Origin of the sequence: Collinsella sp. AM09-41, from assembly GCF_003473245.1 — a bacterium.
Taxonomy (GTDB): Bacteria; Actinomycetota; Coriobacteriia; order Coriobacteriales; family Coriobacteriaceae; genus Collinsella.
This window is the reverse complement of the sequence record NZ_QRMJ01000005.1, coordinates 118,561-135,169: the sequence shown is the minus strand read 5'-3', so window position 1 is coordinate 135,169 and position 16,609 is coordinate 118,561. Positions and strand designations below refer to the sequence as shown.

At 59.7% G+C, this 16,609-nt stretch carries 14 protein-coding genes and 1 pseudogene; 7 read left to right on the top strand and 8 right to left on the bottom strand.

All coding sequences use genetic code 11. From position 1 onward, the window contains the following. Window positions 1-19: 19 nt before the first annotated feature. The 5 genes from DW112_RS07425 to rnd form a co-directional block, all read right to left on the bottom strand. Window positions 20-355 carry a histidine triad nucleotide-binding protein gene (locus DW112_RS07425; RefSeq protein WP_117564389.1) on the bottom strand — a complete coding sequence of 112 codons (336 nt, stop codon included), beginning with the start codon at window positions 353-355 and terminating at the stop codon, window positions 20-22. Window positions 356-404: 49 nt separating this feature from the next. Then, window positions 405-671, bottom strand: coding sequence for an exodeoxyribonuclease VII small subunit (xseB, locus tag DW112_RS07420; protein ID WP_006234311.1), 267 nt, complete (start codon window positions 669-671; stop codon window positions 405-407). A gap of 42 nt (window positions 672-713) precedes the next feature. Continuing rightward, window positions 714-2,165 carry an exodeoxyribonuclease VII large subunit gene (gene xseA / locus DW112_RS07415; protein ID WP_324249364.1) on the bottom strand — a complete coding sequence of 484 codons (1,452 nt, stop codon included), beginning with the start codon at window positions 2,163-2,165 and terminating at the stop codon, window positions 714-716. A gap of 115 nt (window positions 2,166-2,280) precedes the next feature. Further along, window positions 2,281-2,985, bottom strand: coding sequence for a zinc metallopeptidase (locus tag DW112_RS07410; protein ID WP_118328657.1), 705 nt, complete (start codon window positions 2,983-2,985; stop codon window positions 2,281-2,283). 239 nt (window positions 2,986-3,224) lie between these two features. Continuing rightward, entirely contained in the window at window positions 3,225-4,358 is a 1,134-nt protein-coding gene (gene rnd, locus DW112_RS07405) for a ribonuclease D (protein ID WP_117655316.1), read from the bottom strand. Between the two features lie 98 nt (window positions 4,359-4,456). Between rnd and DW112_RS07400 the strand changes: the two genes are divergently transcribed. The 6 genes and pseudogenes from DW112_RS07400 (at window position 4,457) to DW112_RS07375 (ending at window position 11,384) form a co-directional block, all read left to right on the top strand. Then, window positions 4,457-5,374 (top strand): diacylglycerol kinase family protein, encoded by a 918-nt coding sequence (locus DW112_RS07400; RefSeq protein ID WP_117773928.1) that lies wholly within the window; start codon window positions 4,457-4,459, stop codon window positions 5,372-5,374. A gap of 408 nt (window positions 5,375-5,782) precedes the next feature. Continuing rightward, a pseudogene (locus tag DW112_RS10100) lies at window positions 5,783-7,021 on the top strand (C69 family dipeptidase); the annotation flags it as partial. 78 nt (window positions 7,022-7,099) lie between these two features. Further along, window positions 7,100-7,708 (top strand): hypothetical protein, encoded by a 609-nt coding sequence (locus DW112_RS10195; protein WP_369834950.1) that lies wholly within the window; start codon window positions 7,100-7,102, stop codon window positions 7,706-7,708. 400 nt (window positions 7,709-8,108) lie between these two features. Next, the gene (locus tag DW112_RS07385) at window positions 8,109-8,681 is read left to right on the top strand and encodes a hypothetical protein (protein ID WP_117770122.1); all 573 of its coding nucleotides are present in this window, start codon (window positions 8,109-8,111) and stop codon (window positions 8,679-8,681) included. 212 nt (window positions 8,682-8,893) lie between these two features. Then, on the top strand, window positions 8,894-10,645 hold the full coding sequence (locus DW112_RS07380; RefSeq protein ID WP_118328654.1) for an ABC transporter ATP-binding protein: 1,752 nt from the start codon (window positions 8,894-8,896) through the stop codon (window positions 10,643-10,645). Further along, window positions 10,638-11,384, top strand: a complete 747-nt coding sequence (locus DW112_RS07375) for an energy-coupling factor transporter transmembrane protein EcfT (protein ID WP_022094111.1) — start codon at window positions 10,638-10,640, stop codon at window positions 11,382-11,384. Before DW112_RS07380 ends, DW112_RS07375 begins: the two co-directional genes overlap by 8 nt. A 125-nt stretch (window positions 11,385-11,509) precedes the next feature. Here DW112_RS07375 and DW112_RS07370 read toward each other — a convergent pair whose 3' ends face one another. Both DW112_RS07370 and DW112_RS07365 read right to left on the bottom strand, forming a co-directional pair. After that, entirely contained in the window at window positions 11,510-12,256 is a 747-nt protein-coding gene (locus tag DW112_RS07370) for an aspartate/glutamate racemase family protein (RefSeq protein ID WP_055287235.1), read from the bottom strand. 84 nt (window positions 12,257-12,340) lie between these two features. After that, on the bottom strand, window positions 12,341-13,597 hold the full coding sequence (locus DW112_RS07365; RefSeq protein WP_117800362.1) for an ATP-grasp domain-containing protein: 1,257 nt from the start codon (window positions 13,595-13,597) through the stop codon (window positions 12,341-12,343). A 391-nt stretch (window positions 13,598-13,988) separates the two neighbouring features. Between DW112_RS07365 and DW112_RS07360 the strand changes: the two genes are divergently transcribed. After that, on the top strand, window positions 13,989-15,122 hold the full coding sequence (locus DW112_RS07360; protein WP_118328653.1) for a glucosaminidase domain-containing protein: 1,134 nt from the start codon (window positions 13,989-13,991) through the stop codon (window positions 15,120-15,122). Between the two features lie 37 nt (window positions 15,123-15,159). On the opposite strand, the gene DW112_RS07355 is transcribed toward DW112_RS07360, so the two are convergent. After that, window positions 15,160-16,539 carry a protein kinase gene (locus DW112_RS07355; RefSeq protein ID WP_158571739.1) on the bottom strand — a complete coding sequence of 460 codons (1,380 nt, stop codon included), beginning with the start codon at window positions 16,537-16,539 and terminating at the stop codon, window positions 15,160-15,162. Window positions 16,540-16,609: the final 70 nt, after the last annotated feature.

Genomic DNA, 16,609 nt, shown 5'->3' with positions numbered 1-16,609 from the left:
GTCGACGGGCCAAGCGCCCTCAGATGAGGTTCTCGCCCAGGTTTTTGCCGCCGAGGACGTGCATGTGGAAGTGCATGACGGTCTGGCCGGCGTTGACGCCCTTGTTGGAGATGACGCGGAAACCGTCCTCCAGACCCTTGGCCTTGGCGACCTCCTGGATGGCGTGAGCTATGGCACCCATGGTCTCGGCGGGTACGTTGTCGGCGATGTCGCTGTAGTGCTTCTTAGGGATCACGAGCGTGTGGACCGGCGCCTGCGGGTTGAGGTCGTCGAAGGCGATGACCTGGTCGTCCTCATAGACAACGGTCGAGGGGATCTCGTGGTTGGCAATTTTACAGAAGATGCAATCGCACATAGCTGGTTCCTTTCTTACAGACCAAGGTAATTATATTTGGTCGAGATGCTTAGAACGAAAGGTTATCATCGGTGTTGGCGGCCTCGCCGTCGGCGAGCACGTCGTTGCCGTCGACGTCCTTAAGGAGCACCGAGACCTTCTGCTCGGCATCGGACAGGCGGGTGCGCAGGCTTTTGAGGAGCTCGACGCCGCGGGTGTAGCTCTCGAGCGACTCCTCAAGCTCCATATCGCCCGACTCCAGGCTGCGGATGATGAGCTCCAGCTCCTGCGAGGCCTGCTTGTACGTAAGCTGCTCGACCGGGGTCTTCTCTGCCATATCTGTTTCCTTTCCTAAGGGTCTATCACTGCGAAACGCGGTCTACTCGACCGTATCGACCGTTGCTGCCACGTTGCCGTCTGCCATGCGCACGCGAATGGCGTCGCCAGGCTTAAAGGTCTTGGCACTCGTAGCCACACCATCATCGCTGTACGCGATGGAATAGCCGCGAGCAAGCACTTTGAGCGGCGACAGGGCATCGAGCGACGCTGCCGCACGGCTCAGGTCGGACGCTGGCTTGCTGAGCATCGTGCGCCCTTGATGCTCTAGGCGGGAACTCGCAAGCGTGAGCGCATGGCGCTTACCATCGAGCCCCGAGGTGCTTGTAATCAGACGCTCGGGCAAGCGCTCAAAGTTGGAGCGGAATGTCCCGACCGAGCGTACTATGGCGCCCGACAGGCGATCGGCAGTCAGCGCAAGCTCCGATTCGCGACGCTCGACCATAAATGTGGGGTCGTTGAGGCACGGGCGACACGCAGCGGCATCGAGCGCATCACCCAAGCGAGCCGTATAGGTATCCCAGGCACGGCGACCGCGCTGATCGAGCATCTCCAGGTCGACCTGGGCCGACCCAATCATCGATGCCATCGCGGCACCCAGACGCTGATGGCGCGCCTCGAGCACATCGGCCAACTCCGTCATAGCCGGCGCCACCGATTCTGCCGCCGCCGTGGGCGTGGAGGCGCGTCGGTCGCTCACCATGTCGCAAATCGAGGTATCGGGCTCATGGCCAATGCCGGTCACCACGGGCACAGGACAAGCCGCCACCGCGCGGGCAAGCTCCTCGTCATTAAAGGTCATGAGGTCCTCAAAGGAGCCGCCGCCGCGCACCAGCAAAATACAGTCGGGCGCCGGCGTAATGGAAGCGGCGCGGCGCAAGCCATCAATGAGCTCGGCCGGCGCACCCTCGCCTTGAACCTTGGCGCCCACGCAGACAAGCTCGACGAGCGGGTTGCGACGGCGCAGCGTACGCTTGACGTCGTCGATTACCGCACCGGAAAGCGAGGTGACGACCGCCACGCGTGAGCAAAACACCGGGATGCGGCGTTTGCGGGACTCGTCCATCAGTCCCTCGCGGCGTAGCTTTTCGGCCAACTGCGCCACCTGTTGACGCAGCAGACCCTCCCCCGCCAGCGAAAACGAGCGAGCGACAAAGCTCATGCGGCCCGTGGCCTTATAGAGATTGAAGCTGCCCTTAAAGCTCACCTGCATGCCGTCACGCAGATCGAAGGTACGCTTGAGATAGGCGCCCTTCCAGATGATGCAGTCGACGGCGGCCGAGTCGTCTTTAATCTGGAAGTAGCAGTGGCCGCTTCGGGCATTGGGACCACGGAAACCCGTGACCTCGCCCAGGACACTCAGCTGCGGAATGGCATCGAGCGCACCGGCGGCGATCTCTACCGCCTGGCTCACGCTGAGCTCCTTACGCTCCTGCTCGTCCGAACCGTCGAACTCGGCGGAAACGGCATTGCCGGTTAGATTCCAGCCTGCCACGCAGCCTCCTTTCGTCATCGTGCACAAAGGCTCTGGCCCTGCGCAAATTCAAGTCCAACACATAGTACAGCGCCGCGGGGACACAAATTCCCGCGGCGCCCAGCGACCCAATTTGTTATCGGTTGGAGTTTCTGTTGTAGCGAGCCATAAGATAGAGCAGCTGAATAATCGAGGTGAGCGCCGCAGCCACATAGGTAAGCGCGGCGGCCGTCAGCACCTTCTTGGCACCGTTGACCTGCTTGGAGCTCATACCCGACTGCTCAATATACGCCACGGCGCGCCGGCTAGCATCAATCTCGACCGGTAGCGTAACCAGTTGGAACAGCACGCTAAACGAGAAGAAGATCAGTGCGAGGGTCGTGAGTCCCGCGATGTTCATAAACAGGCCCATGAGCAGCACGATGGTCCAAGTGTTCTGGGTAAAGTTGACGACCGGCACGAGGGCGGTGCGTACCTTCATCATGGCATAGCCGCTTTGACGCTGCGCGGCATGGCCTGCCTCGTGACAAGCGACAGCAACGCTTGCGACCGAGCCGCCCGAACGGTTGGAATCCGACAGATACAGATTGTTGTCCTGCGGGTTGTAGTGGTCGGTAAGCTCACCAGCGACGCCCTTGATACCCACGGCATTGCAGCCGTTGGCGTCGAGCATGCGGCGAGCGACCGTGGCACCCGTGTCGCCGTCCGAGCGAACCTTGGACCAGGTCTTGTACGTCGAGTTGATATAGTTCTGCGCAGCAAGGCCAAGCACTGTACAAACAAGAACAACCAGCAGGTACAGCGGGTCGATACCAAAGCCGTATCCATAGTAATAAGGCATGCGAATTCCTCCGAATCGAGTTACACGTTGGAGGCATTTTACCCACTCGCCCAGCAGGCAAATCAACATCGATGTTTTGGCAATGTCAGCGAAAACGGCCGAGAGCGAGCAAGGTGACGTGAAAGAGAAGCGACGCGTACTTTGGTACGCGAGCGACGATTGAACGTCAGATTGCTCGCTCTCGGCCGTTTGCAGCGTCGAGCTGTTACGCGGTTTGGTAAAACCGCGTAACTATATACCTATAACAACTCAATCTTTCCGTCCTTCACGGTGAGCCCCATATTGCCGGAAAGCAGATCGTCCAGGCGCGAACCCACAAGCTCAAAACGCCAGCCTTCGCGCAGGGGGCTTTGCTCAGGATGCTCGATGTAATCGGCCAGGTCATCGCGCGAGGCAATGACCGAGGTCGCCACCCCCGAGCGCTCGGCAACCAGGCGGATGAGCGCATACATCAGGTCCGTCACGCTCTCCAGCTCCGGCGAGATCTGACGGTGTCCGCGCACCATGAGCGGCAGGCGATCGTACGGGCAGCTCGCGCCGCGCTTGATGGCCATGAGCGCGCCGTCCACATCGCGCTCCCCCAACTGGTCGGTACCGCGAATGCTACGGAACTCCTCAACGCGCACGGGATTGCGCTTAACGAGCGCAAGCAGCGTGTCGTCGGACATGACCCACTTGCGCGGGATGTTACGGCGCTCGGCGCGGTCCTCGCGCCAGGCGGCGAGCTCGCGCGCGATGCCCAACTGGTGACGGCTGCACGAATTGATGCGTTTGACCTTACGGAACGCCTCGTGGCGATCGGCGCGATAGTGCGACTCGTCAGCCAGCGGGCGCAGCTCGTCGAGTACCCAGTCCACGCGGCCCAGCTCGCGCAGGCGGCTCATCATCTCGGTATAGGCGACGATCAGGTACTTGACGTCATCGATCGCGTACTCGATCTGTTTGTCGGTCAGCGGGCGACGCGACCAGTCGGTCAGCGACTCGGTCTTGGGCAGCGAGACGCCGCAAAACGTCTGCACGAGCGCACCGTAGGAAATCTGCTGGCGTTCGCCCAAAAAGGCGGCGGCCACCTGCGTGTCAAAAATCGGACGCGGCAGCACGCCTACGGTATGAAGCATAACCTCCATATCCTGCGAGCAGGCGTGGAAGACTTTGGTCACGCTCTCGTCGGCCATAAGCTCGGCCAACGGCGACAGGTCGTCGATCACCAGAGGGTCGACCGCGACGCTCTCGGCAGGGGTGGCAATCTGAACCAAACACAGGCGCGGATGGAACGTGCGCTCGCGCAAAAACTCGGTATCGACGGCAATCGCGTCAAACTCACGGGCGCGCTGGCAAAAGTCGAGTAGAGCCTGATGTGTGGAAATGTACATATCAACCCATCGAATAAGGTTAGGCCCGAAAAACACGGGTAGGATAACGGCATTGTCTTACAACTATACTCGGTTAGTCACAGAACGGGAACGTAAGTATGCGCTGCCTTATCATCCACAACCCGGCATCGGGCCCCAGCTCAGATGAAATCTACGCATTCACGCACGCCCTCGCGCAGGGCGGCGACGAGGTCGTGATGCGTTTTATCGGCGATGGCATGGAACCCGAGGACGCCGTGGCAGACGTGCGCGAGTTTGATCGCGTGGTGATTTCGGGCGGCGACGGCACCGTCTCCAACGTGCTCGACCAGATGCGCGGATGCGGCGTCCCCACGCTCGTCTTCCCCTCCGGCACGGCCTGCCTGTTCTTCAACAACATCGGCAATGCCCCTGAGGCGGCGGCGCTTGCCAAGGCTTGCCGCGCCGGTCGCACGGTCAAAGTGGACATGGGCGAGCTCTTTTGGCTCGACGAGAACGGCAGAGAGAAGCGCCACGGCTTTATCATCATCGCCGGCTCGGGCTTCGACGCCGAGATCATGATGAAGGCCGCTCCCACCAAAAACGACATCGGCGAGATCGCCTACTTCCTCTCCGCTCTCGCCACGCCCAACCCCACGGTGGCGCACTTTACCATTGAGCACGACGGCATTGTCGAGGAGCTCGACGGCATCTGCTGCATGGCGGGCAATACCTCGGTCATTCAAAACGACATCAACCTGTTCCCCGACTGCCGCATGAACGATGGCATGGTCGATATTGCGGTCATCGAACCCGTGCGCACCGTGCAGCTGCTGCCTACTGTGATCACCGCTGCGCTTGACCCCGCCGGCAAGGTACTCGGGCGCCCGCAGTTCAAGATCATCCAGACCAAGGAAGCCAAGATCACCTGCACCCCGTCGCTGGGCATGCAGTTCGATGGCGAGATTATCTCCAGCAATTCGGGCGTCTTTGGAGCCCGCGCGCTTCCGCAATGCCTCGACCTCATCGTCGACGAATTCTCACCGCTCGGAAAATAGGAGGACCCCATGAACGACAATCCCCTGATCGGCTTTATTGTCATCGTCTTGGCCATGCTCGTCGGTTACGCCATCAACGTGATTCACCGCCGAAAGAAGTAAATCCACATTGGTATGATATTCATCCAGTTATCGCCTCTCCCGCTGTTTATGCATTCGTCAAACAGCGGGGGATTTTCATTTCGGGCATTCCCAGCTACTTTATTCGGCTACAGTAATTACAGGGCGTCTTTATTAAAGTAAAGCTGCAAACTGAGTACGATTAACCGCTCATCGCATATTTCATCACGCTTATCGAGTAAGTTTCTTTCATAGATGAATATTGTTTCCAGTTCGTTACGCTAATGAGGTGTCTTTATTGGCTGAAGCCCTCTGGCGACAGAGGGCTTTCGCACGCTGGGAGGGAAAATGAGGAAAACTCGCCCCGTCAACGCGCTCAAGAAGCTTGGCATAGGCCTTGCATTTGGAGCTGCAACCATCATGTCCATGCCGACCTCTGCACTCGCTTGCACGCAGGTCTACATGGGCAAAAACCTTACGGCCGACGGCAACACGTACTACGGCCGTTCCGAGGACTATGGCCCGCGCTATCTTAAGCACTTTGGCATTGAGCCCTCTCACGGCCCGGGACATACGTACAGCTCGGACGAGTCTTCGTTCATGTACACCTCGACCAAGACCACGTATCGCTACACCTATGTACGCGACCATCCCTCCCAGTAGGACAACCGCTGGGATGCCTACTCTGAAGCAGGCATCAACGAGAAGGGCGTATCCTGCTCCGCCACGCTAAGCACCAGTATGAATGCAGATGCCGAGACAGCAGACCCCCTGACTAAAACCGGCATCGGCGAGTACAACTACGCCAGCGTCATCCTGGGCGAGAGCGCCACGGCCCGCGAGGGCGTCGAGCTCCTCGGCAGCCTGATTGACGAGCAGGGCGTCTGCTCCAACGACCAGATCATCATCGCCGACAACAACGAGACCTGGCTATTTGCCGCGCTTTCCGGTCACCAGTGGATCGGCATGAAGCTCGCCGACGACGTCGCCTCGATCAACCCCAACATCGGCAACCTCAACTACGATGTCGACCTCAACGACCCCGAGAACTGCCTGCACTCCGAGGGCATCGAGTCCATGCCTAAGGAGAAGGGCTTTGCCGAGTACACCGACGGCAAGTTCGACGTCGCCGCAACCTATGGCGAGACCATTCAGAATTCCGGTATGCACCAGTGGACCCGCTACGTCCAGGGCCGTAACTACTTTGGCAACGAGCTCCAGGAGGGCACCGACTACGAGATCGTCAAGGACGAGCGCGAAGAGGCTCGCGCCACGACCGGCGCCTTGGTCCACGAGATGCAGCCGCTGTTCTTCCAGCCCGGAAAGAAAGACTGGACTACCTTTGAGATGATTCGCTCTCTCGGTAACCGTGGCGAGAATACCCCGGGCCTTAACGCCAACACTGACGGTGCCTATGCCATCGGCACCGAGCGCAACACCGAGATTCACGTCTTCCAGGTTCGCAACGGTCTTGATCCCCAGGTTGCAACAATCCAGTGGGAAATGCTCTCCCGCGCCGCGTACTCCGTCGCCATCCCCTTCTACTCCGCGCTGATTACCGAGGTTAGCCCGTATTTCAGCGACCAGACCGTCTCCTTCGACCACTGCAAAGAGACGGACATCGTGAACAACGAGGAGCCCGAGAACTCCATCAACTACGTCCTCATGGACATCAGCTCCCTCTGCTTTGAGAATCCCGATACCCTTGGTATCAGCGTCCGCTCCTACCTCGATGCACTCCAGAACGAGCTCATCGAACAGAACAAGGAAGTCGACGCCGCCATGCTGGCCGAGACGACCACCGAGGGCCGCACCGCTCTGGCCAACAAGGCCGGCAAGGCTGCCACCGAGAACACCTACGTCAAGTGCAAGGCCCTGCTCCAGGAGATGCGCGCCTATCAGAAGGCCGGAAACTTTGACGAGCCCTTCACCCCGAGCGACCTGAACACCGAGACCAACGGCCTCAAGGTGTCCATCACTTACGCCAAGGATGCTCTTGCCACCGATCCGGTCACCCCGGATCAGCCCGGCACCCCCGAGCAGCCCGGCACCCCCGAGCAGCCCGCTAAGCCCGAGCAGCCCACCACCAAGCCTGAGAAGCCTGGCAAGTCGGACACCACAACCACAGTAACCACCAACAAAACGAACACCAAGGGCGGCCTGCCCACCACCGGTGATCGTTTTGATGGCCGCATGGTGGCTGCATTCGCCATCGCTGGCGTTGCCGTCATCTCCGCCGGTGGTTACTTCCTCTACCGTCGCAACAAGGAGTAACGTCCTAGCTGAGCGGGCAAGGCAGCAATGGCAGCCTCGCCCGCTTAGCCCGCTCTTTTGACCGACGGGAAACCCGCCTGAAATCTTTTTAAAAAAGATTTCCCCGCACACACTTCGCTGTGCTATAGTGCAGCGCAACAGCAACTAGGTGCGACCGCGCCACGGCATCACGAAAGGAGCCACCAACATGAAGAACACGATGAAATCTCTCAACAACTGGTGGTGGCGTGATGCGAATACGATCGGTCGACAGTGAGTCCCTCACGCCTGTTTTTGCGCTCTAGGTGATTGGAAGGCCTCCGGTTTCGACCGGGGGCCTTTTTCTATCTCGAGCCCGATCGCATTCGCATCACGCGCCTCCGCTTTTCTCTTGCAATCCCCTTCCGAAAGGATTTTCACCATGCCTCAGAACACCACCGCCACCCAGCCCCGCACCGTCCATACCGCCGATCGCGGCAAACTCGATGTCCGCGCCCTCGTCCTGCTCGCCATCCTGCTCGCCGCCGGCTTCATCCTCAACTTCACCGTCGGCAAGGCAATCTCGGGCATCTCGGGCGGCATGATCAGCCCCGAGTTCATCATCTCGGCCTTCTGCCTCACCATCCTGGTCGTTCGCCCCAACATCGGCCAGGCGCTCGTCATTGGCCTCATCTCGGCTGCCGTGATCCAGATCACCACCACTTCGCCGTTCGTCGATTTTGCCGCCGAGGGCATCGCCGCCATGCTCATGGCCGGCATCGTCAACGCCGCCGGCAAGAACGGTCAGGTCAAGCCTGCCGTCGCCATCGTCGCAACCTTCGTGACCACCTTTGTCTCCGGCGCCATCTTCATGGTCATCAAGATGGCCATGCTCGGCGTGGTCGGCGAGCTCGCCGCCGCCATGTTGCCCGTCGTCGCCATGACCGCCGTCTTTAACGCCATTCTGGTCGGCGCCCTCTACTTGCCCATTCAGAAGGCCCTGAAGCTCAACTAACCCGCTCGGCTTTATGAGCCACCCCATCTTGGCGTTCATTCGTCGCTCGCGTACCCAAGTACGCTTCGCTCCTCTTTCGCGCCAACCTGGGGCCCCTCGTAAAGCCGTCTCCGTGCTCCACCGGCAAAGACTGTCCCAAACAGTTAACTCTTGGGGACGTTCTTAAACGACTAGTCATTAAAGAACGTCCCCGATGACTATGAAAGGTATCCATGGAAACGATCATCAACGTCGACGATGTCTCGTTCTCCTATGGCACGCAGACCGAGCAGGCGCTCAGCCACATCTCACTCAGCGTGAACAAGGGAGATTTCATCGGCATTATCGGGCCCTCGGGCGCCGGCAAGTCCACGCTTGCCGCCTGCCTGTCGGGCGCCGTGCCCCACCACTACACCGGCACGTTCTTTGGGTCCGTCATGGTAGACGGCCACGACACCTGCGAAGCCTCGCTCACCGACGTGTCGCAAATCGTCGGCAGTGTGCTGCAGGATATCGACACGCAGATGGTCGCTTCGGTCGTCGAGGACGAGATGCTCTTTGGCCTCGAGAACTTTGGCGTTCCCCACGACCAGATCGAGCGGCGCGTGAGTGAAACGCTCGAGACCGTCGGCATCAGCGACCTGCGTGACCGCGAGATCGCCACCCTCTCGGGCGGACAGAAGCAAAAGGTGGCCATCGCTGCCATCCTCGCCATGCGTCCGCGCGTCTTGGTTCTCGACGAGCCCACCGCGGCACTCGACCCCGCCAGCTCCACGTTGGTCTTCGAGACGCTGCGTGAGGCAAACCGCGCGCTTGGAATCACCATCGTCGTCGTTGAGCAAAAGGTCGCCCTACTCTCGGAGTACTGCAACCGCGTGCTCGTGCTCAACCATGGCGAAATCGCGCTGCAGGGCGAGCCACACGAGGTCTTCGCGCATACCGACGAGCTCCGTGCCATCGGCGTCGACTGCCCTCGCGTCACGCGTATCTTCAATAGCCTCGAGGCCGATGGCCTGGTAAGCGGTACCCCTTGCTTGGATGTCGATGAGGCCGAGCGCCTGATTTCGGGCATCGTCGACCCCGCACGCGCGGCCAGCGAAGCCCAGGCGCCCGCCGGCTCCCCGCATGCACCGTCGTTGCGCCCTCATGCCAAGGACGCCGAACCCGTACTCACCTTCGACCATGTTGAGTTTGCCTATCCCAATGGCGGCGCCGCCGTACACGACCTCAACCTGACGCTCTATCCCGGCGAGCTCGTGGGCATCGTCGGCCAAAACGGTGCCGGCAAGACCACGCTCACCAAGCTGCTCACAGGCCTGCTCAAGCCCGCCTCGGGCAGCGTGCGCGTCACGGGACTGGATACCGCGGCCGTTCCCACGAGCCGCATCGCCCGCGAAGTCGCAACCCTCTTCCAAAACCCCGACCGCCAGATCTGCAAGGATACCGTACTCGACGAGGTCGCTTTTGGCCTGGAGCTTGCCGGCATCGACCGTGCCGAGGCTCTGCGTCGTGCTCAACTTGTTATCGACCGCTTTGGCCTGCCTGCCGATGAGGCACCTTTCTCGCTTTCGCGCGGCCAGCGACAAATGGTGGCGCTTGCCTCCGTCGTAGTGGTTGAGCCCAAGATCGTCGTGCTCGACGAGCCCACGAGCGGCCTTGATTACCGCGAGTGCATGACCGTCATGGAAACAGTGCGCACCATGGCCGAGCGCGGTTGCGCCGTGATTATGGTCTGCCACGATATGGAAGTCGTCTCGGATTTTGCCGAGCGTATCGTAGTAATGGCCGACGGTCGCATCCTCGGCCGCGGCCGCACGCACGAGCTATTCTCGAACATCGATCTCATGCGGCGTGCCTACGTGGAGCCTCCCCAGGTTATTGAACTCTCGCGCCGTCTGGCATCTTCCGTCTCGCCCGCTTTTGCGCAGGTGAGCGAGGTCACCGATGTCGTTCGAATTACCAAGGAGATGGTCCGCCGTGGTTAACGTCATCGACTACATGCCGGGCGATACGCTACTGCATCGCCTGAACCCCGTCGTCAAACTGGGCCTCGCCGCCGCCATCATCGTCGGCATCTTCTTGTCCGACACCTACGTGGCGCTGCTGGGCTTTTTGGCACTCACCCTTGCGCTGGGTGCCTATGCCGGTGTCGTCGACCGTCTGTTCTCGCTGCTCAAGTTGCTGATTCCGCTCGCGCTTATCATGCTGGTGCTCCAGCTGGCCTTTATGCGCGATGGCAACGTTGTGTGGGGCTTTATCACCGACACGGGCCTCATCACAGGATCGAAGGCCTGTCTGCGCCTGCTGGGTGTGGCGTTACCGCTCATCCTCATGCTCATGGTGACCAAGCTCAACGACCTTGCCAACGCCTGCGTCGAGGTGCTGCACGTGCCGTATCGCTATGCCTTCACCTTTACCACGGCGCTACGCTTTGTGCCGGTGTTTGGTCAGGAGATGAACGCCATCATGGAAGCGCAGACCGCACGCGGCGTCGAGTACGACACCAAGAACCCCATCAAGAAGCTTAAGCTCATGCTGCCACTGTGCGTGCCACTGCTCATCTCGAGCGTGGGCAAGACCGATGCCACAGCCTTGGCGGCAGAACAGCGCGGCTTCTATCTGCGTACACGCGCCAGCTCGTACAAGCGCTACCCCATCAAGGGCCTGGACATCGCCGTGCTCATCGTCAGCATCGCCCTCATCGCCATCGGCTTCCTGTTCTAGTTCGCCACCGGCAGCAACCGCCCAACGCAAAAGGCCTCGGCTCGCACCAAACGAGCCGAGGCCTTTACTGTTTCATCAGATAAAACCTACCAAAATTAACCTGTCCCTTTTTGACAGGTCGGAAGCTAGAGGCGGTAGGGGGCGCCGCTGCGGATGATGGATTCGCGCACCAGGACATCCATGGCATCGAGGGTGATCTCGGGCATCTCTCGATACTTCTGCAGCACCGATAGCTCGGTGCAGGCCAGAATGACACGGTCGCAGCCGCTACGGGCGAACTCCCACATCACGCGGTCGAACTTATCCATATCGGGCTCACGTCCGGCTTTCACATCATCGTAGATAAGCGACATCACATCGTTCTGACGTTTCTCGCTGGGATAGACGACCTCAACACCCGCAGCCTCGCATTCGCGGCCGTAGACGCCCGCGCCCACGGTTCCGTCGGTGCCCATAATGCCAATCTTGTGCACCGGCTCGGCCGGCATACTCAGGTTGGGGTCGAACTCGCACTCCCCCATCACCGCACCCGCAAGGGCATAGCGCACCGACTCACGCGGCATGTGGATAATCGGCACCTTCGTAAACGACTGGATCTGGTCGTAGAAGTAGTGCGACGTGTTGCAGGGAATGGCAATGTGCGCACAGCCCAGCGACTCGAGTGCCTGGGCACACTCTTTCATGGTCGCCAGCAGCTTGGCATGCTCGCCGGTCTTAATGGCCAGCGTGCGGTCAGGCATGGTCGACTTGGAGAGCACCACCATGTCGATATGTTCCTGATCGCAGGCAGCAGCCGTGTGGCGCACCACTTGGTCGTAGTAATACGACGTGGCCTCGGCGCCCATGCCGCCGATAACTCCCAGCTTTTCCATCGCCGCCTCCTTGGTGACGCTTGCGCAATTGCGCGTATCATACCCGCGCCCGCCCGATGTAAACCGGACGGGCGCCGCACTCATCTACTTGTAATACGTCTTGAACAGCTTAAAGTGGCGCAGCTTGGTGTGCCACATGCGCAGCCAGCGGTTAAAGACAAAGTCGCCCTTCATAAACGAAGGGTCGGCGCCCTTGCCTTCCTTGTCCAGGCGATGCACCTCCGCGCGCAACTCGGGATCCTTGACGTACTTGTCGACGACGCCCATGGGAACGACCATCCACAGTGCCTCGTCCTGTGCCGTCACAAACTCCGGCTCAAACGGACGGTTGAACACATACTCGTCCACCACATACTTGGCGACGTTAAAGCCGCTGTTGGTAACGTAGTAGTTGCTGCGACCTTGGCGCGTGTTGAAATCGAAGAACTTAAACGAGCCGTCGCGCTCGTCGTACTTAACGTCAAAGTTGGAATAGCCCACAAAGTGAAGGTCCTCGAGCAACTTGCGCACGCCGCCCATGAGCTCGTCATTGGGCTCGGTGATGATGCAGGCGTGGTTGCCGACACCGTGAGGCTGATGCTCCTCGAGCAGCACGTGACCCAGGCACATCATACGCACCTTGCCGTTACGGTCGGAATAACTGGTGAGCACGCGCATGTACTCGTCGTTGCCGGGCACGCGATCCTGCAAGATCAGGTCGTCGGTGTAGCCGCTGGCATACGAGTCGCGAATGACCTGTTCCAGCTCGGCACGGTCGGCAATCTCATAGGCCTTTTTCTGGCCCTCGAACTCGTGCTGCCACCACATGATGCCGTCAGAAGGCTTCAGAATCATCGGGTAAGGAAAATCGATCTGGTCGAGCACTTCGGCAGGCGCCTCGCCTTGGGCGTTCAGCATCGCCATGGTGAAGGTAAAGGTATGCGGATAGGGCACGCCATGCTTCTCGCACAGCTCGTAGAAGATCTCCTTCTTCTGACACTGCTCAAGCATGCTATAGGGAGCGTAAGGCGCGACGATGTTATCCGCCAACTCATGGGCATCCTTGGCCTGAGCCACGAGGGCAACATAGTTATCGCCACAGCCCACAAGGACAATCGTCTTATCGGCATGCGCTTGGGCAATGCCGTTGACGGTCCTGAGCATCACGGGCATGGTATCGATATCCACGTTGGGCGTGTAGTCGATAATCTGGCTGCGGTACGCGGGACCCGTCTGATACTTGCCAAAGACCAGACTCTTGACCTGGTACTCCTCATAGAAGGCGCGCGCCACCGAATAGGCGTTGATGTCGCCACCGAGCAGCACGGGAATGAACTCGCGCTCTGTAAACTGCAATGCCATGGAAACTTCCTATCATGAACTGCCCACACAACGGGGCGGTCTTTGCGCAACTGATTTATTCTAGCGTGCCAAGCCGCCGGCGCCCAAAGCTCCACCGTATCTATGGCAATCAGCGCAATTATTCAGCATGAAATCCGCCCTCGCCGTAATGGGACCCTGTAGTTGCAAAACCCCACATGAGGCGACTTTTGATAAAAAACCCTCTCGACAGGGTTCCGTAACGTTAAAGTTGAACTCTATGGTTTCTCAACAATTCATCATAACTGCAGGTCAAAGCCAAAGCCTCAAGTTCAACTTGACCCTTTGGAACCTTTAAGGTTCAAGTTGAGGTCGAAAGCAGTAGTAGAATACCGTTCGAACCATAACCTACGATTGATTGCAGAGGGACTGGATGCAGCATTCGAATCATCGCACCGCAGCGCTCATTGCGTCGAAGCCGGCTCGTATCATCACGAGCGCCGCGCTCGCCGTTGCGCTGACGGCCACGCCGATGCTCTCCCCCGTTGCGGCGTATGCCGCCTCGCAGGCAACGCAGGACCAGCTTTCCGCAGCCCAGCAGAAGATCGAAGCCGCCACGAGCGCCTACAACGACGCCCGCACCAAACTCGATGACCTGCAAAAGCAGATTGACTCCAATGAGGCAAGTATCGAGGAAATCGAGGCTAAGCTTCCCGAGCAGCAGGCCAAGGCAAGCTCCGCCATGCGCGATCTGTACAAGTATCAGAAGGGCACCAACCCCATCGTGAGCTTCCTGGTCAACGCGCAGAGCCTGGGTGAGTTCATCACGACCTGCAAATACACCAACCAGATCACGAGCTCGAGCGTCGACGAGATCGAACAGCTTAATAACATGCAAACCGAACTCGAGCAGAACAAGGCTGAGCTCCAGCAGGCCAAGTCTCAGCTTGAGGCAGAGCAGAAAAACGCCGAGGATGCGTTGGCTCAGGCCCAGCAGCTCCGCAGCGAGGCACAGGCAAAAGCCGAGCAGGAAAATGCCGCCGAGCTTGCCAAGCTTGAGGCCGATAAGGCCGCTGCCGCCGAGAAGCTCTCGGGCGAGGGCGTAAGCGGCGGCAATTCCAGCAGCCAGGCCACCAACACCAACACCACCATAGACACCACGGTGAACAACTCCAATACCGGTAGTTCCGATTACGATTCGTTCATTAATGAGTGGACGAGCCGCATCGACAATTATCTCGCCGGCTCCCCCATGGCAGGCCAGGGCTATAACTTTGCCGTCGCCGCTTGGAATACCGGTGTCGACCCCCGTTGGTCCCCCGCCATCGCCTGCATCGAGAGCACCAAGGGTGCTTATTGCGCCAATTCTTACAACGCCTGGGGCTGGAGTGCCCGTGGCGGCGGTTGGCGCAGCTTTGGCAGCTGGAGCGAGGGCATCTCCGCTCACGTTGCCTATCTGGGCGCCAACTACGGCTCCACCCTTACCCCGGCAGCGGCCAAAAAGTACTGCCCGCCCACGTGGCAGGACTGGTACAACAAAGTCGCCGCTCAGATGAACCGCATCTAGGTGCAACTGCAAAGGGCCCCAATGGGGCCCTTTTCTTTTAGGTAGCGGAGGTATCGACGACGCCGGTCGCATTGGCAACCGCGACTATGACGATCATGCATAGGAGCAGCACACCCAATGCCTTGAGCCAGAGTTTCGCGAGTTTCTTGCCGCGATAGCTGTCGAGCAGTACGAATCGCCGACGAAGACGGCGCTTATCGAGCAGCGCAAAATGCATAAGCACCATAAGGCCATCGACAAAGAAAAAATACTCGATTATGAGAAGCCACGTCGGGTAGCCTTGGTTTGCTCCCGTGGGGTGAAAGACGGCAAAGTGACTTCCGGCAAAGAACACAAGTAGCGAGAAGCAGACAAGCGTATTCCAAATGCGCCCCAGAGACTCCGGAACGCGAGAGAGCAGACCGCATGCAGCGGAGGCGGCAGGCCTAGGAAGCCCTGCGGGGTTCTGGAGCCCTTGGGGCGTCAACACCGTCTCCGAGGCCGGAGTACGGACAGGCGCAGGCGCAGGAGGCCGCACGGGGCGACTCAGATCGTATGCCGCGCGCGTAGCCCGTCCCAACGCTTCCGCACTCGCAAAACGCTTAGCCGGGTCGAGCGCCATCGACATGCAGATGACATCGGCAAGTGGAGTGGGAATGCCACGCGCCTCGCATTGCTCGCGCATGTCGAGCCCTGGTTTAGGGTCGATTCCCGTCAAGCAGAAGAACAACAGGGCGCCAAGTGCGTAGACGTCGCTGCGCACACTCGTCTGCCCAAACCCATACTGCTCGGGCGGCGCATAGGGTCGCGTGCCAAACTTGACGGTGTCGGCATCGGCGCCATCGCGCCATACGCGCGCGATCCCCAAGTCGATAATCACCAGCGATGAAAACGTCAGGCCCTCATCGAGCGTACGGCTCGCACCTGTCACGATGATATTCGATGGCTTGAGGTCGCGATGGATCACCGGCGCCGACGTCTCCCCCGCCATTGCAAAACCGGCATGGAGCTCGCCCACGGCGTCGCAAAGGGCAGGATACAATTCACATGCATAATCGGGGGTGGCTCCCAGACGGTCCACCAGCACCCCGAGCGTCTCACCTTCAATATATTCCATAACCACGTTAAGCTCGTCGCCCACACGACGGCAATCGACGATTCTGGGCAGGTGCTCAAAACGCCTGCCCGCCCGCTGAGCGGCAAACAGACGCTCGTATGCCCCGCCGATTTGAGTCGAAGCATCGATGCGTTTACGGACAAAGGGGCCGAGCGAACCACCGCCGGTTCCTTCAAAGTACACGAGCTCAGTTGTTTCAACGGACGAGCGCTTAAGTACACGCTCCACGCGATAGCTGTCGTCGCGATCGAGCGACGCCAGGTGCTCGGCAAGCGCTGCGGTCAGCTCGTCATCGGGATATGTTGGGGTCTGAGTATCCATAGCCTCCATCATAGCGCAGGGCGCAGACACCCCATGGCATCCGCGCCCCGTTCGTTTGCATCGTTGTTCG